The 19,214-nt window shown below is 59.9% G+C and carries 18 protein-coding genes; 5 read left to right on the forward strand and 13 right to left on the reverse strand.

What is annotated here, in order from left to right:
- Positions 1-33: 33 nt before the first annotated feature.
- A complete protein-coding gene (locus tag AC2I9W_RS04990; RefSeq protein ID WP_486408924.1) occupies positions 34-942 on the reverse strand; it encodes an AEC family transporter in 909 nt (302 codons plus the stop codon).
- A gap of 238 nt (positions 943-1,180) precedes the next feature.
- On the opposite strand from AC2I9W_RS04990, the gene AC2I9W_RS04995 reads away from it, so the two are divergent.
- Positions 1,181-2,161 carry a tripartite tricarboxylate transporter substrate binding protein BugE gene (locus AC2I9W_RS04995; protein WP_158390307.1) on the forward strand — a complete coding sequence of 327 codons (981 nt, stop codon included), beginning with the start codon at positions 1,181-1,183 and terminating at the stop codon, positions 2,159-2,161.
- Between the two features lie 88 nt (positions 2,162-2,249).
- On the opposite strand, the gene AC2I9W_RS05000 is transcribed toward AC2I9W_RS04995, so the two are convergent.
- A complete protein-coding gene (locus AC2I9W_RS05000) occupies positions 2,250-3,491 on the reverse strand; it encodes an AAA family ATPase (RefSeq protein ID WP_486408925.1) in 1,242 nt (413 codons plus the stop codon).
- Positions 3,492-3,532: 41 nt separating this feature from the next.
- Between AC2I9W_RS05000 and xerD the strand changes: the two genes are divergently transcribed.
- Entirely contained in the window at positions 3,533-4,489 is a 957-nt protein-coding gene (gene xerD, locus AC2I9W_RS05005) for a site-specific tyrosine recombinase XerD (RefSeq protein ID WP_486408926.1), read from the forward strand.
- On the opposite strand, the gene AC2I9W_RS05010 is transcribed toward xerD, so the two are convergent.
- The gene (locus AC2I9W_RS05010; RefSeq protein ID WP_486408927.1) at positions 4,490-5,146 is read right to left on the reverse strand and encodes a Twin-arginine translocation pathway signal; all 657 of its coding nucleotides are present in this window, start codon (positions 5,144-5,146) and stop codon (positions 4,490-4,492) included. It lies immediately after the preceding gene.
- A 231-nt stretch (positions 5,147-5,377) separates the two neighbouring features.
- Here AC2I9W_RS05010 and AC2I9W_RS05015 point away from each other — a divergent pair, with 231 nt between their 5' ends.
- Complete coding sequence (locus AC2I9W_RS05015; RefSeq protein ID WP_486408928.1) at positions 5,378-6,379, forward strand: Bug family tripartite tricarboxylate transporter substrate binding protein; 1,002 nt, start codon at positions 5,378-5,380, stop codon at positions 6,377-6,379.
- A 125-nt stretch (positions 6,380-6,504) separates the two neighbouring features.
- Here the strand turns inward: AC2I9W_RS05015 and AC2I9W_RS05020 are convergent, their stop codons facing one another.
- The 3 genes from AC2I9W_RS05020 to AC2I9W_RS05030 form a co-directional block, all read right to left on the reverse strand.
- Positions 6,505-7,791, reverse strand: a complete 1,287-nt coding sequence (locus tag AC2I9W_RS05020; protein ID WP_486408929.1) for an EAL and HDOD domain-containing protein — start codon at positions 7,789-7,791, stop codon at positions 6,505-6,507.
- A gap of 45 nt (positions 7,792-7,836) precedes the next feature.
- Entirely contained in the window at positions 7,837-9,096 is a 1,260-nt protein-coding gene (locus AC2I9W_RS05025) for an EAL and HDOD domain-containing protein (protein ID WP_486408930.1), read from the reverse strand.
- A gap of 156 nt (positions 9,097-9,252) precedes the next feature.
- Positions 9,253-10,059, reverse strand: coding sequence for a ferritin-like domain-containing protein (locus AC2I9W_RS05030; RefSeq protein WP_486408931.1), 807 nt, complete (start codon positions 10,057-10,059; stop codon positions 9,253-9,255).
- A 47-nt stretch (positions 10,060-10,106) separates the two neighbouring features.
- Between AC2I9W_RS05030 and AC2I9W_RS05035 the strand changes: the two genes are divergently transcribed.
- Complete coding sequence (locus AC2I9W_RS05035; protein ID WP_486408932.1) at positions 10,107-10,631, forward strand: gamma carbonic anhydrase family protein; 525 nt, start codon at positions 10,107-10,109, stop codon at positions 10,629-10,631.
- A gap of 30 nt (positions 10,632-10,661) precedes the next feature.
- The gene (gene hslO / locus AC2I9W_RS05040; protein WP_486408933.1) at positions 10,662-11,669 is read left to right on the forward strand and encodes an Hsp33 family molecular chaperone HslO; all 1,008 of its coding nucleotides are present in this window, start codon (positions 10,662-10,664) and stop codon (positions 11,667-11,669) included.
- A 76-nt stretch (positions 11,670-11,745) separates the two neighbouring features.
- On the opposite strand, the gene AC2I9W_RS05045 is transcribed toward hslO, so the two are convergent.
- From AC2I9W_RS05045 to ltrA, 7 genes are all read right to left on the reverse strand, one after another.
- On the reverse strand, positions 11,746-12,207 hold the full coding sequence (locus tag AC2I9W_RS05045; protein WP_486408934.1) for a hypothetical protein: 462 nt from the start codon (positions 12,205-12,207) through the stop codon (positions 11,746-11,748).
- A gap of 67 nt (positions 12,208-12,274) precedes the next feature.
- A complete protein-coding gene (locus AC2I9W_RS05050) occupies positions 12,275-12,553 on the reverse strand; it encodes a septum formation initiator family protein (RefSeq protein WP_486408935.1) in 279 nt (92 codons plus the stop codon).
- A gap of 122 nt (positions 12,554-12,675) precedes the next feature.
- Positions 12,676-13,965 carry a phosphopyruvate hydratase gene (gene eno / locus AC2I9W_RS05055; RefSeq protein WP_486408936.1) on the reverse strand — a complete coding sequence of 430 codons (1,290 nt, stop codon included), beginning with the start codon at positions 13,963-13,965 and terminating at the stop codon, positions 12,676-12,678.
- A 48-nt stretch (positions 13,966-14,013) separates the two neighbouring features.
- Positions 14,014-14,325: a hypothetical protein gene (locus tag AC2I9W_RS05060; RefSeq protein ID WP_486408937.1), complete on the reverse strand. Its 312-nt coding sequence runs from the start codon at positions 14,323-14,325 to the stop codon at positions 14,014-14,016.
- Between the two features lie 30 nt (positions 14,326-14,355).
- Positions 14,356-15,213, reverse strand: a complete 858-nt coding sequence (kdsA, locus tag AC2I9W_RS05065) for a 3-deoxy-8-phosphooctulonate synthase (RefSeq protein WP_158390335.1) — start codon at positions 15,211-15,213, stop codon at positions 14,356-14,358.
- Positions 15,214-15,370: 157 nt separating this feature from the next.
- Positions 15,371-17,029: a CTP synthase gene (pyrG, locus tag AC2I9W_RS05070; RefSeq protein WP_486408938.1), complete on the reverse strand. Its 1,659-nt coding sequence runs from the start codon at positions 17,027-17,029 to the stop codon at positions 15,371-15,373.
- 168 nt (positions 17,030-17,197) lie between these two features.
- Positions 17,198-18,892, reverse strand: a complete 1,695-nt coding sequence (gene ltrA / locus AC2I9W_RS05075; protein ID WP_486408939.1) for a group II intron reverse transcriptase/maturase — start codon at positions 18,890-18,892, stop codon at positions 17,198-17,200.
- Positions 18,893-19,214 lie beyond the last annotated feature (322 nt).

The following is a 19,214-nucleotide window of genomic DNA, read 5'->3' on the forward strand; positions in this document are numbered from 1 at the left end:
CGCTTATGCAGAAAGCGCTTGCAGCTATCAAAATTAAATTCCGATCAGCCAGAGTCCGAACGGCAGGCTGAGCCCCCCCAGCATGGTGGACAGCGAAATCAGGCTGGCCACAAAAGAGCCCTCATAGCCCATGCGCACGGCCAGCACATAGCAGGACGATGCCGTCGGCAGGCTGGAGAACGCCATGAGCGCGATGGCTTGTGGCTGGTTGAGCTTGAAGATCTTGACCATGGCAAAGGCGATCAGCGGCTGAATGGCATGGCGAATCAGCAGCAACTCGCCCGCCAGCAGCTTGTTGCTAGCCAGCGCGCTGAGCTTGAGGCCCGCACCGGCAGCCATCAGCCCCAGCGCGATGGAGGCGGCGCCCAGTCGGGCTACAGGCGTTTCGATCAAAGCGGGAATCTTTAGTCCCGCTGCATTGAACAGCAGGGCACTGATGGTGGCGATGATGAGCGGGTTGCGCAGCAACTGCCCCACAAACGGCTGGCCGCTGCCGCGTGACATGGGCCAGACCGCGGCCACATTGAACAGCGGCACGGACACGCCAATCAGCACCGAGACATAGAGCAGCCCATCGGGCCCCGCCAGGCGCGAGACCAGCGCCAGCGCGATAAAGGAATTGAAGCGAAACGCCACCTGTGCCGCGCCCGCATAGCTGCGCGTGTCTATGCGTTTGCCCAGCCAGGGCAGGTGCGGCAGGCTGTAGGTCAGCGCAATGCCCAGTAGGCCACCCAGCACCCCGGCGGCCAGCAACTGGCTGGCCTCGCCCCACTGAATCGGGTTGCGCGTGATGGAATGAAACAGCAGCACCGGAAACAGCAGGTAGTACACCAGTTGCTCTACCGGCTGCCAGATGCTGCGGTTGATGGGCGTGAAGCGGCACAGCACATAACCGAGCACGATGAGCGCGAAGTCGGGGAAAAGCAGTTCGAGATAGTTCACGGACCGCAAGCATAGGGGCGTAGTGGTGATTGCTGAAGGAAAGCTGTCACCGATTTTTTTTGCGGATTAGCGCTTACTGTCGACAGGTCGCCGATTCAGGTTGAACCTTGACGCGGTTCAACAAATTTGCGAGAGCCTAGGGTAATCACTTAGAAATCAGGGCTAACAAGAATGTGTAGTGTTTTTCGCGGCACTTACTATCAGCGCTCAATTTCAGAACTCATAAGGAGACCCCTTCATGAAGCGTCGTATGTATATGGGCCTGACCCTGGCTCTGGCCACTGCAGGCTTTTCCGGTGCAGTGATGGCTCAAGCCAACTACCCCACCAAGCCCATCAAGCTGCTGGTGCCTTTTGCGGCAGGCGGCACGACCGACATCATTGCGCGCGTGATTGCCGATCCGCTGGGCAAGGAGCTGGGCCAGCCCGTCATCGTCGACAACAAGGGCGGCGGTGGCGGCGTGATTGGCGCACTGGAGACTTCGCGCCAAAAGCCTGATGGCTACAGCTTGGGCATCTCCACGCTGTCGACCATGGCCACCAACCCGGCCATCAACCCCAAGACCCCCTACAACCCGCTGACGGACTTCACGCCCATCATCAATATTGCGGCCACGCCCAATGTGATCGCCGTGAACCCCAAGTTCCCCGGTGCAGCCAATTACAAGGCGTTCGAGGCTGAGCTCAAGGCGCATCCCGGCAAGTACTCCTACGGCTCGTCCGGTACGGGTGGCATTCAGCACATGCTGATGGAGCTGTACAAGTCGCTGACGGGCATTGACATGACCCACGTGCCCTACCGCGGCGCAGGCCCGGCGCTCAATGACGCGGTTGCCGGCCAGATTCCCATGATTCTGGACAACCTGCCCTCGGCTCTGCCCTTCATCAAGGATGGCCGCCTCAAGGCCGTGGCCGTGGCGGCGCCCCAGCGTCTGGCCGTGCTGCCCGATGTACCTACCTTCAAGGAGGTGGGCATGGAGCAGGTCAACCGCATGGCTTCTTACGGCATTCTGGGCCCCAAGGGCATGGACAAAGCTGTGGTCGACAAGATCAATGCCGCTGTAAAGAAGGTACTGCAGGACCCCGCGGTGAAGAAGCGCATTGAAGACACCGGCTCGCTGGTGGTTGGTAACTCTACGGCTGAGTTCGCCAAGGAACTCAAGGACGAGTACGAAACCTACAAGCAGGTGGTGGCCAAGCAGAAGCTGACGCTGGATTAAGTTCAGTCCTACACTCGATGTGCTTCTGAATTAGAAGCGCTAACCGCAAGCCCAAAGTGCCTGAGAAAGCCTTTGGGTTTGTTTTCTTTCAGGCTTCAAGCCATTCCCAGCGTGGCAGCTCGCGCTCGCTCAGGTTGGCGATGCGGGTCTCACCCAGCTCTTTTTCCAGATGAATCGGCTGCCAGCGCTGCATGGTCGTGTCATCGTTCTCATCCACGTTTTCTGGTGCGCTGTGATCGAACTGCGCATCCTCTAGCGCATTGAGCAAACGGTTGGCGTGGGTGACCACAATCACCTGGGTCTGACGCGCGGCCTGGGTGATAAGGCGGCCCAGCGCTGGCAGCAGATCAGGGTGCAAACTGGTTTCAGGCTCGTTCAGCACCAGCAGCTGCGGCGGGCGCGGGCTGAGCAGGGCGGCAATCAGCAGCAGGTAGCGCAGCGTGCCATCCGACAGCTCTGCCGCGCTCAAGGGGCGCAGCAGACCGGGCTGGTGCATTTGGACGATAAGGCGATTGCCCTCGCTCGCAATGCTGAGACTGGCGCCCGAAAACGCATCCCCCACGGCTTGCTGCAGCGCGTCGTTATCGCCAATTTGCCCAATGGTTAGCAGCGCAGCCGCCATATCGTGGCCATCGCCGCTGAGCACAGGCGTATAGCAGCCCAGCTGCGGCTGGCGCGCCGGGGCATCGGCATCGGTGCGGAAATGGTCGTAAAAGCGCCAGGCGCGGATTTCCTCGCGCAGCGTAATGATCTCGGGCGCACCACGCGGGTCTACCAGTTCGGTCATCATGCTGGCCCAGCGGGCCACAGGACGCTCCAACGTCTGCCAGCTGGCGCGGCCACCGCCGTCGCTGCGCAGCTTTAGCGCAGGGCCTTTGCGCTCTACCAGCAGGCTGGAGGGACGGCGCACGGCACCGGCCCACACGGCTTCTGATTTGATCTCGGGGTCTTGCGCAAAAGGCGCAGGCACGCTGCTGGGCGCGGGGCGGCCCAGCGTAATCGCATAGCTCAAGCCATCCCAGCCTTGGCTGGCAAAGCCCAGCTCCAAGCGCTCGGTCTTTTTGCGCACCGTGCCTTGCACGGGATAGTCGCCCCGGCGCATGGCAGCCGTGATTTCTTCGGGCCCGGCCCAGAGCGTGGAGGGCAGGCCGCCTTCGCGCACCAGTGACTGCACGGCGCCGCCATAGGCAATATCGCCCAGCAGGCGCAGCGATTTATAGACGCTGCTTTTGCCGCTGCCATTGGGGCCGGTGACTACGGTCAGGCGGCCCAGCGGCATGACCAGGCGGCGCAGGCTGCGGTAGTTGGCAATGGCAAGAGTAGAAAGCATGGCGGGCCATGGTAGCAGCGTCAGCGTGTACGCTAGCGGCCATGTCAGAAGCCCCGAAAAAAACACGCAAGCCGCAGATTCCCGAGGATTGGCCCCAGCCCTTGCCCGCCAGCCAGGATGCTATGGATTTATTCATAGATGCCTTGCTGCTGGAGGATGGCCTCTCGCGCAACACGCTGGCGGCCTACCGGCGTGATCTCACGGCAGCATCGCGCTGGCTGGCCAAGCTCGAGCCTGCCAAAGCGCTGGATGAGGCGCAGGAATCTGACTTGCAGGACTATTTCAGCGCGCGGGTGGACGACACCAAAGCCACCTCATCGAACCGGCGCCTGACGGTGCTGCGCCGCTACTTTCACTGGGCGCTGCGAGAAAAGCGCGTAGCGGCTGACCCCACGGTGCGCATGCTGGCGGCCAAGCAGGCACCGCGTATGCCCAAGGTGCTGACGCAGCATCAGGTGGAGGCGTTGCTGAACGCGCCGGATGTGGATACCCCACTGGGCCTGCGCGACCGCGCCATGCTGGAGTTGATGTATGCCAGCGGCCTGCGCGTGAGCGAGCTGGTGGGCGTGCGCATGCACGAGCTGGACCTGCGCGCTGGCGTGCTGCGCGTCACCGGCAAGGGCCGCAAAGAGCGGCTGGTGCCCTTTGGTCAGGAAGCACAGCACTGGCTGGAGCGCTATCTGGCGCAGGCGCGCAGCGTCATTCTGGGGGGGCAGCAGGCCGAAGAGGTGTTTGTGACCCAGCGCGGAGCGGGCATGAGCAGGGTGATGTTCTGGGTCATCGTCAAGAAGTGTGCGCAGCTGGCAGGCATTACCTCGCCCCTGTCACCGCACACGCTGCGCCACGCGTTTGCTACGCATTTGCTCAACCACGGGGCCGATCTGCGTGTGGTGCAGATGCTGCTGGGTCATGCTGATATTTCCACCACCACCATCTACACCCATGTGGCGCGTGAGCGCCTCAAGGCGCTGCACGCAGAGCATCATCCAAGGGGGTGATCAGGCTGCAGGTGCGGCAAGCTGCAGGTAGTACAGCCCCCAGACTGCCGCAGGGTAGCGCTGCTTGAGGGGCAGGTTCCGCAGCTCTTCAATGTGCTGGGGGGCAAAAATAGCCCACAGCGGGCCTACGCCGCCCACCGCCAGCGGAATGCCGTCCAGCTGTGTGGCAATCAGCATGCGCCAGCGCACGGCCTGAGCCAGAGGCATCTGTGTGCGGTAGCCATCAATGCCTTGCAGCGTCAACTGCAGGCCTTGTGCCATGGCCTGCCCCATGTCGATGCCGCAAGCTTGCAGAACATGTTCGAGCAGCGGCCCTTGCAGGCTGTGTTCGGCTTCGTCGTATTCCAGCTGTGTCTTGACGGAGTGCTGCTCGAGGCTGTTGAGGGCATCCATGCCGCAGGACCATGCGCTCTCGAACTGGTAGCCGTGCATTTTCAGCATGCGGTCGGCCACAGCCTGTGGCTTGCCTCGATTGGCCTGTACTCCAGGGCCGCTGATGGTCAGCATCACGGGCTGAAGGCCGTCGAGCACGCAGGGGCGGGATGCCTTGCGGGTGGCTGCCGCCGTACCGGGCAGTGCCATGGCGCCCAGTGCGGCGCCAGCGGCACCGCTTTGCATCAACAGGGCGCGACGCGAAACAGTTTTTTGATCTGCCATGGTGTGCTTTCTCTGTGGTGATGGCAGCAGTCTAGCTGCTGGCCGGGCAAGATGTGCCGCCATGCAGTCCAGGCAGGCTGAAGGTGGAAGGCGGTAAATCTTTGGTCTATTTGATAACTATCGTTTTCAGAGTGCTGTTTTTGTTGCGCTCAATCGTCGAAACGACGCTCAAGTCGAATAGGGCATTCTGTTTGGTCAAAAATGCAGGTCTTGATTTTTGGATTTCGAGTGATGACTAACTTTTTTCGCCGCAGCGTACTGACCTGTGCTCTGGCCGCCGTGCTGCCTGCCGCTTTGTCTTTGAATGCTCAGGCCGCCGACAAGGCCGATTCCGCTTGGCCTAGCCGCCCCATTCGTCTGGTGGTGTCCTATCCTGCCGGGGGTGTGAGCGATGTGGTAGCCCGCGCTCTGGGTGAAAAGCTGACGGCTGCGCTGGGTCAGTCGGTGGTGATCGAGAACAAGGCGGGAGCAGGCGGTGCCATCGGCCTTGATCAGGTCGCCAAGGCCAATCCCGATGGTTATACCTTGGGCTTTTCTTCCATCAGCCCGCTGACGCTGAGCCCCCACCTGGGCAAGCCACTGTTCGATCCGCACAAGGACATCACTCCCGTGGTCAGCGTCATGTATTCGCCTGTGCTGCTGCTGGGAACGACCCGTCTGGCCGCCAAGAGCTTTCCCGAGCTGCTGACCCAGGCCAAGGCACATCCTGGCGATGTGCGCTGGGCCACGGCGGGTCTGGCTTCTCTGGGCCACATCATGCTGGAGCAGATTGCAGATCAGTCCAAGACCCAGATCACCCATGTGCCTTACAAGGGCGGTGGCCAGCAGCTCAACGACGGCTTGAGCGCGCAGTTCGAGGTGCTCTCCACCAATGCCGGCCCTGCCGTGATGCAGCACATCAAGGCAGGCAAGTTCCACGCACTGGCGGTGGGCGCTCCTGCGCGTCTGGATTCGCTGCCCCAGGTGCCGACACTGGCCGAGCTGGGCTACAAGAATGCCAACACCACGTCGGTGTTCGGCATCTTTGCCCCTGCTGGCGTGCCTGCTCCTGTGCTGGCCCGTCTGAATGCCGAGGTCAACAAGGCCCTGGCGTTGCCCGAGATGCGTCAGCGATTGGAAGCCACCGACAATGTGCCTACCGGCGGCAAAGCGGCAGACTTTGCCAAGCAGATCGAGGCAGAGTCCAAGGCCAATGCCCAGATCATCAAGGCTGCCAAGATTCAGACCAACTAAGCCATAAAACCATAGCGCCTGGAGCTTGCAGGACAAAGGGCTTGCGGTCATTAATACCGCAAGCCCTTTGTTTTTGTGTGAAAGCAGCTCTCTAATTAATAGTGTTTGGCTTGAGTACAGGCCGCTCAGGCTGATTCGCTGATCAGATTGTCGGCCCAGCTCAAGGCCTGCAGGTGCGCCCAGTTGACCTGGTGGTTGGACAGTTGCAGTGCATTGGCCGCATTGGCAAAAGCCGCTTCGTCGCCAGACTCGCAGGCGCGCGTCAGCTCGAGGAAGGGCGCGAATACGCCCTTGTTATGCACCAGCGCATCCACGACGGACTGGGGCAGGGCCACGGCTTCCAGCGCCTTGGTCATGGGCTGGCCCAGCATCACGTCGAGCAGCGAGAACACGCCCACCACAAAGGCGTGGTCGGATTCTTCGGGGGGCAACATCTCGGCGGTCAGCAGCTCCATCAGGCGCCCACGCACCACGGCGGTCTGGCCCACGGCTGGCGGTGTGCCGCCGGAGCGCGAAGTCGTCAGCAGCAAGGCCGCCCAGCGGAACAGCTTCTTGAGACCCAGAATCATCACCGCATGGCGAAACGAGGTGATCTCGCAGGAAAGGCCAAAGCCTGAGCTGTTGATGAAGCGCAACAGGTTAAAGGACAGCGTGGGGTCCTTCTTGAGCAGCTCTTCAATTTCTTCCGTGCTGGCCTGCTGGCGCACCAGATTGATGAGCTGGATGATGGTGGTCTGCGTGGGGCGAATGGTGCGTGCCTGAACCAGTTGGGGCTGGGCGAACCAGTAGCCCTGGAACAGCTTGACGCCCAGGCTTTGCATGTGCTCGAACTGCTCGGCAGTTTCCACCTTTTCGGCCACAACCTGCGAGCGGGTGTAGGACTGGGCAAACTTCACCAGCTTTTCTGCATGCTCGATGGCAAAGCTCTGCATGTCCAGCTTGACGAAAGAGGCCATGGGCAGCCAAGACGCATAGTTGCGGCGCAGCAGGTTCTGGTCAAACGCCAGGCGAAAGCCGCGCTGGCGCAGGGCTTCAAAAGTGGGCACGCAGGCCTCGATGTCCTGGGGCGTGGCATCGGCGGGCAGGGCCGGGACTTCGAGCACCATTCGGTCGGGGTGGATCAGCTCCAGGTGGCCACCGCTGAGACTGTCATGCGTGCAGTTGATGAAGACCGTCTTCTTGCCCACCAAGGCTTCGGCACCGGCGTAGGACAGGGCATTGAACAGCATCGCTGCATCCGAGGCAGCGGTATGCGCGTTGTGCGCAACCGAGCGGTCGAACAGCTCATAACCAAACACATCGCGCTTTTCGTCGACGATAGCCTGGCGCGCAATGCTGGCGATATTGGCATCGTCTTTGTCTGCGGCAGGGGCTGTAGTCGGCAAGGCGTTTGTGCTCTCGGAGGTATCCATGGTGGTAATTACTGGGCTAGGGTGTGCAAGTTCGGTTGCACGGATTCAGTGTGCGAGGCATTCGGTCCAGCTCAGTGCCTGCAGGTGGGCGCTGTTGATGTGCTGGGGCTGCAGCTCCAGGCTGGTGGCGCTGCGGTCAAACTGGTCCTGGTCATGGTTTTCGCAAGCCTTGGTGAGTATCAGCAGCTCACCCAGGATGCCCTCGTGGTGTAGCACGGCCGCGGCAACGGGCTCGGAGACCGGAATCAGGGCCAGCGCAGCCGGCAAAGGCATGCCCAGCATGTGGTCGAGCATGGAGAACATGCCGCAGATAAAGGCCTGGTCGGCATCAGCCTCGGTCAGGGAGTGCTTGGCCAGCAGCTCCATCAGGCGGCCGCGAATCACGGCGGTCTGGCCGACGGCTGGCGGCGGGCCACCGTCGCGGGCAGCGGTCAGCAGCATGGCGGCCCAGCGGAACAGCTTGTTCAGCCCCAGCAGCATGACGGCCTGCTTGAAGGAGGTGATCTTGCGGTGAGAGCCAAAGCTGGCCGAGTTGATCAGGCGCAGCAGGTTGAAGGCAAGAGCGGCATCTTTTTTGAGGACTTCCTCGATGGCATCGGTGCTGGCCTGCTCGCGCACCAGGGTCAGTAATTGAATGATGCTTTGCTGGGTTGGCGTCAGCAGGCGCGTTTGCATGACGGTGGGGCGTGCAAACCAGAAGCCCTGAAACAGGGCAATACCCAGCTTCTGCGCCAGCTCATGCTGCTGGGCGCTTTCGACCTTCTCGGCAATCAGCTCGGCGCGCGTGTGGCGGGTGGCAAATTTGACCAGCACCGTGAGCTGGGCCGGAGCCAGTGTGGACAGGTCTAGCTTGATGTAGTCAGCCAGCGGCAGCCAGGAGGCGTAAACGGACTCCAGAACCGTGTGGTTGAAGGCCAGGTGAAAGCCTTGCTCCTTGAGCGCCATCAGCGTGGGCAGGCGTGCGGCAACTTCATGAATGGCTGCGTGCCCCAATGGCGGAATCTCCAGCACGACCTTGTCGGCGGGCAGCAGCTCCAAGTGCTCGCCGGTCAGCCCTTCGTGCGTGCAGTTGACGAACATGAGCTTGGTGCCCACGAGGTCCTCTTCGCCGGCATGGGTGAGGGCCGCAAAGATCAGGGTGGCATCGGACGATAAGGTGTGGGCGTAGGGCGAGCGTGAACGGTTGAACAACTCGTAGCCAATGATTTGCTGCAGCCCGTTGACGATGGGCTGACGTGCAATCATGCCTGTGGACAGGTTGCGCGACGAGGTGAAGGCCGTGTCCTGTAGGGTGTGTTCACTCATTACTGCGTCGCATCTGTTTGTAAAAAAACGGCGTGGATCGTTTTTGTAAGAATGGGCTGATCATAGTGTCAGCTTTGCCGCTTCGGTTGCTGGGCGCTGAGAACTCGGGGCAGGAAGGTGTCATAGATGGCAGATTCTTGATTCGGGTCAAGGAAATCAGATCTGCTGCAGCCATGCGATCTCGGTGTCCGTAAAGCCTGCCGCGCGTCTGGCCCTTTCATTGAAGGGCGGACGCAGACGCGGGGCTTCATAGCGTGCAGTTAGCTCCAGATAGAGCGCTTCCGGCTCCAGATCATGCTTCTTGCACAGCCAGCGGTACCAGTGGTTGCCAATCGCGACATGGCCCACTTCTTCGCGCAGGATGATGTCCAGAATGTCGCAGGCCGCTAGCGCATCGGGGGCATGGGTATTGCGCAGCTTGTTCTGGATTTGCGGTGTGGCGTCCAGGCCGCGCGCCTCCAGGGTGCGGGGCACCAGTGCCATGCGGGCCACGATGTCTTGGGCGGTTTTCTCGCACATGGTCCACAGGCCCTGATGGGCCGGGTGGTCGCCATAGTCCTGGCCGTGGTGCAGGCGCAGGTGGTCGCGCAGCAGGCGGAAGTGCTTGGCTTCCTCGGCTGCCACCTGCAGCCAGTCGTGGTAGTACTGCTCGGGCATGCCGTCAAAGCGCCAGATGGCATCCAGCGCTAGGTTGATGGCATTGAATTCGATATGCGCAATAGCGTGGATCAGCACGGCCCGGCCTTCGAGGGTGGCGGGCGAGCGCCGGGCCACCGCTGTATGGTGCTTGAGCTCGGGCCTGGCCGGGCGACCGGGCAGCTCGGATTCGGGGATAGGCAGTGCCGGTGCTGTTTCTGCTATTGAATAGAGAGATTTATTCGCATGCAGATCAATGGCTGCAGCCGCTTTTTGCTCCGAATCTGATAAGCACAAGACCTCTAGCGCGCGATGACGTAACTCCATCCCTACAATTCTAGGTCTCTAAAAACAATCCACCGGGAGACAAGCTCATGGCCATTTATGAACTGGACGGCGTTGCGCCGAAGATTGACGAAAGCGCATGGGTGGCGGACAGCGCCGAGGTCATGGGCAGGGTGCAGCTGGACAAGGACGCCAGCGTCTGGTTCGGATGTGTCATTCGCGGAGACACCGAGAACATCACCATCGGTGCAGGCTCTAATATTCAGGATGCCAGCGTGCTGCATGCCGATTTTGGTAAGCCGCTGACGGTGGGTTGCAATGTGACGGTTGGTCACCAAGTAATGCTGCATGGGTGCACGATTGGCGATGGCTCGCTCATCGGCATCGGGGCAGTGGTGCTCAACGGCGCAAAAATTGGCAAGAACTGCCTGGTGGGCGCGGGTTCTCTGGTCACCGAGGGTAAGGAATTTCCCGATGGCTGGATGATTCTGGGTAGCCCTGCGAAAGCAGTGCGCCAGCTCACGCCTCAGCAGATCGAAGGTCTGGGCCAGAGCGCCAAAAACTATGTTGAAAATGCTCGCCGCTTCAAGAGCGGCTTGCGCAAGCTGGGCTGATGGCCCGGCCTTTTACCGGAACTGATAAGCGTGTCTGAACTGCATAAATTCATTTTTGACGGCCTGCCCGTGCGTGGTGCCATCGTTCGCCTCACCGATTCCTGGCAGGAAATCTTGCTGCGCCGCTCTGGCAACCACGATACCGGAGCCTATCCCGAGGCAGTCAGTGCTTTGCTGGGCGAAATGACGGCGGCCGGCGTGCTCATGCAGTCCAACATCAAGTTCAATGGCGCGCTGGTGTTCCAGATCATGGGTGACGGCCCGGTCAAGCTGGCTGTGGCCGAAGTGCAGTCCGACCTGAGCCTGCGCGCTACGGCGTCGCTGGTAGGTGAGGCCAACCTGCCTTTGCGTGGGCAGCTCGCTCCGTTGGCCGAGCTGGTCAATGCCCATGGCGTGGGCCGCTGCGCCGTGACGCTGGACCCCAAGGATCGACTGCCAGGTCAGAACCCGTATCAGGGCGTGGTGCCACTCAATGACGCGGGCGGTGGCCGCTTTGAGCGCCTGTCGGATGCGCTGCAGTTCTACATGATGCAGTCCGAGCAGCTGGATACCGTGATGGTGCTGGCGGCCAATGACAAGATCGCCGCTGGCCTGATGCTGCAACGCATGCCCGTCAAGGGCGAGGCCAATCTGGCTGCTGCCACCGAAAGCAGCGATGCCGAACACGACGCCCAGGGCCTGAACGAGGAATACAACCGCATCGCCACCTTGGCTTCCAGCCTGACGCAAGAAGAGCTGTTGACTCTGGATGTGGAAACCATTTTGCGTCGCCTGTTCTGGGAGGAGAAGCTGCTGCGCTTTGCTCCTCAGGCTGACGAGGTGGCACCGCGCTTTGCCTGCACCTGCAGCCGCGAGCGAGTTGCCACCATGCTGACCTCGCTGGGGCAGGAAGAGGTGGATTCCATCGTCGCTGAGCGCGGCAAGATTGATGTAGGCTGCGACTTCTGTGGCCAGCAATACGCATTTGATGCCATTGATGCAGCGCGCCTGTTCACCGATGCGCAAAAACAGCCGCCAGGCTCGAGCGCTGTGCAGTAAGCACACTTGTCAGTGAGGCCGTCAGTGAGCATACAGGCCGCCTCTTTCAAAGAGCTTGGAGAAGGCGTTCAACGCTTCAGGATGAGCCCTTCAGCATCTCGAACAGCGCCAGCTCACACTCAGGATCGCCGCATTGCTCACAGGCCTTGCGGCGTATTTTTTGGCTGAAATTCCAAGGGTTTTGGCTGGAAATCCAATCCCAGTCGGTGCCAGCTGCTATGAACTTAAGTGATGCAGCCAGTTGTTGCCATTGGGCAGAGGGCCTGCCATACAGCATCACATAGCTCTGTGATCGTGTATCCAGCTGCGCTCGCCAATGGCTGATCTGCTGCTCAAGTGTCGGGTTGTGGGCATTCTCCGGCCGGGTGTCACGCCAGTCCTGACCCAGAACATAGACGAGGGCGTTGGTAGGCCATGTCTCCTCCTTGTCGGGGGCCAGGCATTCCCAGGTAGAAGTGAGACCGGCGTCTCGCCTTGCTTGAATCAGCCCGTGGGCCATGCTGCGCGCCAAGGCGTGAGGAGCACCGAGCAACACCACGGTGGGAGCCGCCTCAGGAACAGCAAAGCCAGCGCTAGGCTGGCTTTGAGGGGCTGTGGCCGCAGGGTCAGCGCTTGGAAACCTGAATATAGATTTCATTGGGTTTGACCATGCCTAGCTCGTAGCGAGCTTTTTCTTCCACGGTGGACAGGCCTTCCTTGAGGTCATTAACTTCAGATTCGAGCCTGTCGTTTTCCGACTTTTCAATGACATTGGCGGCGTACTGGTCCTTGATCTGCTGTCGCAACTCATTGACATACGACATGCTGCCATTGCCCAGCCAGAGTTGGGCATGGATGAGGGCCAGCAAGACCAGCAAGGTGACACAGACGACGCGGTTAACCATGACAAAGACTCAAAAGCAGTGTGGTTCCACAAAGGAGAAACACCGAGGAAAGGCCGCACCGCGCCGAAGGTATCGTCCCCCTTCAAGGGGAGGGGGAGGCTGCGCAGCGACTCAAGGGGAGTTTATCCGCGCAGGTTGTAGAAGGCAGTCATACCGGGGTACACAGCCACGTCGCCCAGATCTTCTTCGATGCGCAGCAGCTGGTTGTACTTGGCGATGCGGTCGGAACGGCTCATGGAGCCGGTCTTGATCTGGCCAGCGTTCAGGCCCACGGCGATGTCGGCAATGGTGCTGTCTTCGGTTTCGCCCGAGCGGTGCGAGATCACGGCGGTGTAGCCGGCGCGCTTGGCCATTTCGATGGCGGCGAAGGTCTCGGTCAGGGTGCCGATCTGGTTGATCTTGATCAGGATGGAGTTGGCGATGTCCTTCTCGATGCCTTCCTTGAGGATCTTGGTGTTGGTCACGAACAGGTCGTCACCCACCAGCTGAACCTTCTTGCCCAGACGCTCGGTCAGAACCTTCCAGCCATCCCAGTCGCCTTCGTGCATGCCGTCTTCGATGGAGATGATGGGGTACTTGTCGCACCAGCCGGCCAGCATGTCGGTCCACTGGGTCGAAGTCAGTGTCATATTTCCTTCGCCGGCCAGAACGTACATGCCGTCCTTGTAGAACTCGGAGGCAGCGCAGTCCAGACCCAGAGCGATCTGCTCGCCGGGCTTGTAGCCAGCCTTCTCAATCGCTTCGATGATCAGCTGGATGGCTGCTTCGTGGTTTTCCACGGAAGGAGCAAAACCGCCTTCGTCGCCCACGGCGGTGGACATGCCCTTGTCGTGGATGATGGCCTTCAGGGCGTGGAAGACTTCGGCACCCCAGCGCACGGCTTCACGGAAAGTGGGAGCGCCGACGGGGATGATCATGAACTCTTGCAGGTCCAGCGAGTTGTTCGCATGGGCGCCGCCGTTGATCACGTTCATCATGGGCACGGGCAGTTGCACGCCGCCCATGCCGCCGAAGTAGCGGTACAGGGGCAGGCCGGCTTCTTCAGCAGCGGCGCGGGCCACGGCCATGGAAACGGCCAGCATGGCGTTGGCGCCCAGGCGGCTCTTGTTGTCGGTGCCGTCCAGGTCGATCAGGGTCTTGTCCAGGAAGGCTTGCTCGGAAGCGTCAAGGCCCAGCACGGCTTCGGAGATTTCGGTGTTGATGTGCTCGACAGCCTTGAGCACGCCCTTGCCCAGGTAACGGCTCTTGTCGCCGTCACGCAGTTCAATGGCTTCGCGTGAGCCGGTGGATGCGCCGCTAGGCACGGCCGCACGGCCCATCACGCCGGACTCCAGCAGCACGTCGCATTCAACGGTGGGGTTGCCGCGGCTGTCCAGCACTTCGCGACCTACGATGTCAACAATGGCACTCATTGCATTTCCTTTGGGGTTTCTGAAATCGGTACGTGCGAGCTGATTTCTTTATGAAATCATGCCCAAGCGCTTGTGCATCAAGCGCAAGCTGCTATTAAAACTTGTGAAGCCCGAAGTCTTTCTGTTATTGCGCGCGACATGCACGCGGTCAGTATGAAAGAGGCTGCGGCGGCTATTGTGCACAAATTTGGTGGGCCGCTTTAGCCTTGACGTGATGCTGTAATCGAGTTTCTTGTTTCGTGATATTGCGGTTACAGGCGCTGAATGCAAAAAAGGCATGACGCCACGGATCAACGTGTCAGTCATGCCGGGGGGCATCACGGCCTCAAACACCCAGCCGCAGCTTGCGGCGGTGGGCATGAGGGCAGGTGATGGGCAGGATTGTCATGCTCAGGCTTCGAAATGGTTTTCCAGGAAGCCGTTGCGCTTGGTCACATCATCGAGCGCTACCAGAGTCTCCAGAAGCGCCTTCATGTGCTTGAGCGGCACGGCGTTGGGGCCGTCGCTCAGGGCGTTGCAGGGATCGGGGTGGGTTTCCATGAAGAGACCTGCCACGCCCACGGCCACAGCGGCGCGGGACAGCACAGGCACCATCTCTCGCATGCCGCCGCTCGATGTGCCGTTGCCGCCGGGCAACTGCACGCTGTGGGTGGCGTCAAACACCACGGGGGCACCGGTCTCACGCATGATGGCCAGAGAGCGCATGTCGCTGACCAAGTTGTTGTAGCCAAAGCTGGCGCCGCGCTCGCAGGCGGTGAACATGTCGGGGTCCTGACCCACTTCGATGGCCGCAGCGCGGGCCTTGTCGATGACATTCTTCATGTCATGGGGGGCAAGGAACTGGCCCTTTTTGATGTTCACGGGCTTGCCGCACTGGGCCACGGCGCGGATGAAATCCGTCTGGCGGCACAGGAAGGCGGGCGTTTGCAGCATGTCGACCACGGAGGCGACATGGGGAATTTCTTCGACGGTGTGCACATCGGTGAGCACGGGCACGCCGATTTCCTTCTTCACCTTGGCCAGAATTTCCAGACCCTTTTCCATGCCGGGGCCGCGAAAGCTGGTGCCCGACGACCGGTTGGCCTTGTCAAAGCTGCTCTTGAAGAGGAAGTTGATGCCCAGAGAAGAAGTGATCTCCTTGAGCTGGCCGGCCACGTCCATCTGCAGCTGTTCGGATTCGACCACGCAGGGGCCGGCGATCAGAAAGAAGCGTTGGTCCAGACCAATATCAAAGCCGCAGAGTTTCATGGTGGGTTCCTTTGTGCATGGGGTGCATGCTTCAAAAACTGAAGCTGCCAGCGCTCTATGTTGAATGACTTCAGATGCATTTGATGCCGAGGTCATTGTTTTTCAAGCGCTAGCAGCTCCTTTTTCAGGAATGATTCCCGTGGGAATCAGGCCCGGATCAGGCTTTCTTAGCCTTTTGCTTATTGTCCATGGCTGCCTTGATAAAGGCATTGAACAGGGGGTGACCTGCCCAGGGCGTGGACTTGAACTCGGGGTGGAACTGCACGCCGATGAACCAGGGGTGAACCTTGGCGGGCAGCTCGACGATTTCGGTCAGCTGCTCACGCTGGGTCAGCGCCGAGATCACCAGGCCAGCTTCGCGCAGCTTGTCCAGATACTGGGTGTTGGCCTCGTAGCGGTGGCGGTGGCGCTCGGTCACCACGTCGCCATAGATGCTGTGCGCCAGTGTGCCCTTTTGCACGTCCGAAGACTGTGCGCCCAGACGCATGGTGCCGCCCAGATCGGAGTTCTCGTCACGGGTCTTGATCGTGCCGTCCGCATCCTTCCACTCGGTGATCAAGGCGATCACGGGGTTGGGAGTCTGGGGATCGAACTCGGTGGAGTTGGCGCCTTCAAGGCCTGCCACATGGCGGGCGTACTCGATGGTGGCAACCTGCATCCCTAAGCAGATGCCCAGGTAAGGCACCTTGTTCTCACGGGCAAACTTGGCGGTCGAGATCTTGCCTTCCACGCCGCGCGAGCCGAAGCCGCCGGGCACCAGAATGCCGTCGTATTCCTTGAGCAGCTTGGAAGCATCCGTGTCGTGGATGGTTTCCGAGTCCACGTGGGTGATCTTCACGCGCACATGATTGCGCATGCCGGCGTGCTTGAGCGCTTCGTTGACCGACTTGTAGGCGTCGGACAGTTCCACGTACTTGCCCACCATGGCAATCTTGACCTCGCCCTGAGGATTCTCGGTCTCATGGACCAGCTCGTCCCAGCGCTTGAGGTTGGTAGGAGGCGTGTTCAGGCGCAGCTTGTCGCAGATCAGGCCGTCCAGACCTTGCTCGTGCAGCATGCGGGGCACCTTGTAGATGGTGTCCACGTCCCACATGGAGATCACACCCCACTCGGGCACATTGGTGAACAGGGAGATCTTGCCCTTTTCTTCCTCTGGCACCTGATGCTTGGCACGGCACAGCAGCGCATCGGGCTGGATACCGATTTCGCGCAGCTTCTGCACGGTGTGCTGGGTGGGCTTGGTCTTGAGCTCGCCTGCGGTTTCGATGAACGGCAGGTAAGTCAGGTGCACAAAGGCGGAGTTGTTGGGGCCGAGCTTCAGGGCCAGCTGACGCGCAGCTTCGAGGAAGGGCAGGGACTCGATGTCGCCCACCGTGCCGCCGACTTCACAGATGGCCACATCCACTTCGTGGTCGGTGCCAAGGCCTGCGCCGCGCTTGATGAATTCCTGGATTTCGTTGGTGACATGGGGGATGACCTGCACGGTCTTACCCAGATAGTCGCCGCGGCGCTCTTTTTCCAGCACGGACTGGTAGATACGGCCCGTGGTGAAGTTGTTGGTCTGGCGCATGCGCGTTTCGATGAAACGCTCATAGTGGCCCAGGTCCAGGTCGGTTTCGGCTCCGTCATCCGTCACGAACACTTCACCGTGCTGGAAGGGCGACATGGTGCCCGGGTCCACGTTGATATAGGGATCGAGCTTGATGAGGGTGACTTTGAGACCGCGCGATTCCAAAATCGCTGCAAGGGAGGCTGAGGCGATTCCCTTACCGAGGGAAGACACCACACCGCCGGTGACGAAGACGAACTTGGTCATGTCTTTTTTTGGTGGTGGGAGGGTAGGGACAGTTCATTGCTGAACCATCCCCCCCTAAGAACCGGACTTGCGACTTTCATCGCATCCGGCTCAAGCACAACACCGTCCATATAGTTGTGAATCGAGGATTCTAATTCCTCAGGCTTTCCCTATGTGGACGCGAAGCCTTTAAGAGGCCGGTTTCGCTACCTGCAAACCAAGAGCATGCAGTCGTCTGTGACAGACCGGGTGTAGAAGCACCCGGTTGGAGAGGTTGTCCGACCCGCCCATCACCTTGTAAACAATGTGATGGTCGTGCCAGCGTTCCCCTTCTTCCAACGGTTCCGCACACAGTGCGCAACGCCCGTTTTGGCTGATGTACAGCATCGAAGTTTCGTATTGATACGACATGTTTTTGGACATGCGTTTCATCCTCAACTCTTCTCCGTACACCTCGAACTTCGGATCAAAGGGGTTGTATTCCCCCTGGATCTTTTTGTGTCTCACGATAGCTGTATCCGCGAGCTTCAACAGTCTTGTCGTGATCGGGCCGTTTTCCGTTTTCACAGTTGCAGCGAACTCCTCCCGATCCTTGATGCGTTGCCAGTAACGGCGTTCGCACCAGGGCCGGGATTTATTCGGATGACGCCGTCTCGTCCAGCGCACTAGGCGCCAGTAGATCAGGTTGTCCATCCGACTGAAGGTTTCTTTCGCCACCACCGGCTGGTGGTACCTCGCCCATCCCCGAAGGATTGGGTTCAGTTTGGCAATGAGATCCTCCTGCTTCGTCGATAAGTGTGTTTTCACGATTTCACTGACCTTGCGATAGAACGCTTGCGCGTTCTTCTTGCTCGGCTTGATGAGCAACTTCCCTTTGTACTTGCGGAAGTTCCACCCCAGAAAATCGAAACCCTCGTCTATGTGAACGACCTTGGTCTTTTCCGGTGACAGTTGCAACCCTCGTTGTGCGAGGAATGCTTCTACCCACGGCCTGATTTCGGTTTCCAGCAACTCTCGCGAGTTGCCCGTGATTACGAAATCGTCGGCGTACCGGATCACATGGACTTTGAGTCCCTTGGCCTTTGTCTTCCTGTATTTCGCAACCAAGTGCGCTTTCAGGTCGGTTTCCAGCCCGTTCAAACACATGTTCGCCAAGGTTGGCGAGACGATGCCGCCTTGCGGCGTCCCTTCGTCGGTTGGCGAGAGGCGGCCTTTGTGGACCACCCCGGCTTTCAACCATTTGCGCAAGATTGTCTTGTTCGTAGGAACGTGACGCACCAGCCATTCATGGTTGATATGGTCAAAGCAGCCTCGGATATCTGCTTCCAGCACCCAAGAAGCCGCAGACTTCTGGGAGGTGGCTACGTATATCTGGGCCATGGCATCTGCCGTCGAGCGATTTCTCCTAAAGCCGTAGCTGTTTGGATCGCTCGTGGTTTCAGCCACGGGTTCCAGTCCAAGCAGGTGTAAAGCCTGCATGGCCCGATCCAACATGGTTGGAATGCCCAAAGGGCGCTCCTTCCCGTTGGCTTTAGGGATGTAGACCCGCCTCAGAGGCTTAGGCCTATATCCCCGTTGCTGCCTTAACCGACCAATCGCCGCCCGTTTCAGGGCAGGTGAATCCCAAAGCTGGCGATCGACCCCTGCCGTTCGCTTGCCTTGGTTTTCGGTAACTCGTCTTACCGCCAGAGCTCTGGCAGAAAACGAGTGGATTAAAGACCGTTGCAAGGCTTTCACCCTGCGCCAATCTTTCTCCAGCGTAGCCTTCGCTATGCGTTGCTGCGTCGTTCTCACGAACTGCTCGACCCGGTGCCAATCAATGGCGTGCCAGTCTTGCGGTTCGCGTGAGGACGCAGAACTACTGGAGACAGTTGTTTCTCTCATGCTTTCCTCTTTCAGGTTTGACCCTTTGGAGGACGCATGGCTTCCCCAAAGGGAGGCAATGCGTCCCTTTGGGGCTATGAAATGAACACCAACAGTCGCGAGCGACGGTTGCACCAAGTGGAAGTGGGCACGCTTTCGCGTTAGGACAAAATGCCTTATGCCACCCATTACAGGCAGCCATTCGCTTTTTCCACCATCCCATACCCCCTTATCCAACAGGTTGCCTTACGGCTTCCCTGCCCCCACGCTTGCGCGTGCTGGCGGATAGTGGGGCTTACCACGTTCCCTGACCTACCGACATTGGCGGCTTGCGCCGTTTCCT

The sequence above is a fragment of the Comamonas sp. FUJ_7 genome (genome assembly GCF_057369555.1).

Coding starts and splice junctions, on each gene's coding strand:
- AC2I9W_RS05000 (WP_486408925.1), bottom strand. CDS start 3,491: ATGCTTTCTACTCTTGCCATTGCCAACTACCGCAGCCTGCGCCGCCTG.
- eno (WP_486408936.1), bottom strand. CDS start 13,965: ATGAGTGCCATTGTTGACATCGTAGGTCGCGAAGTGCTGGACAGCCGC.
- AC2I9W_RS05020 (WP_486408929.1), bottom strand. CDS start 7,791: ATGGATACCTCCGAGAGCACAAACGCCTTGCCGACTACAGCCCCTGCC.
- AC2I9W_RS05010 (WP_486408927.1), bottom strand. CDS start 5,146: ATGGCAGATCAAAAAACTGTTTCGCGTCGCGCCCTGTTGATGCAAAGC.
- AC2I9W_RS05060 (WP_486408937.1), bottom strand. CDS start 14,325: ATGCCCACCGCCGCAAGCTGCGGCTGGGTGTTTGAGGCCGTGATGCCC.
- kdsA (WP_158390335.1), bottom strand. CDS start 15,213: ATGAAACTCTGCGGCTTTGATATTGGTCTGGACCAACGCTTCTTTCTG.
- AC2I9W_RS04995 (WP_158390307.1), top strand. CDS start 1,181: ATGAAGCGTCGTATGTATATGGGCCTGACCCTGGCTCTGGCCACTGCA.
- AC2I9W_RS05035 (WP_486408932.1), top strand. CDS start 10,107: ATGGCCATTTATGAACTGGACGGCGTTGCGCCGAAGATTGACGAAAGC.
- AC2I9W_RS05025 (WP_486408930.1), bottom strand. CDS start 9,096: ATGAGTGAACACACCCTACAGGACACGGCCTTCACCTCGTCGCGCAAC.
- AC2I9W_RS05050 (WP_486408935.1), bottom strand. CDS start 12,553: ATGGTTAACCGCGTCGTCTGTGTCACCTTGCTGGTCTTGCTGGCCCTC.
- xerD (WP_486408926.1), top strand. CDS start 3,533: ATGTCAGAAGCCCCGAAAAAAACACGCAAGCCGCAGATTCCCGAGGAT.
- ltrA (WP_486408939.1), bottom strand. CDS start 18,892: ATGAGAGAAACAACTGTCTCCAGTAGTTCTGCGTCCTCACGCGAACCG.
- pyrG (WP_486408938.1), bottom strand. CDS start 17,029: ATGACCAAGTTCGTCTTCGTCACCGGCGGTGTGGTGTCTTCCCTCGGT.
- AC2I9W_RS05030 (WP_486408931.1), bottom strand. CDS start 10,059: ATGGAGTTACGTCATCGCGCGCTAGAGGTCTTGTGCTTATCAGATTCG.
- AC2I9W_RS05015 (WP_486408928.1), top strand. CDS start 5,378: ATGACTAACTTTTTTCGCCGCAGCGTACTGACCTGTGCTCTGGCCGCC.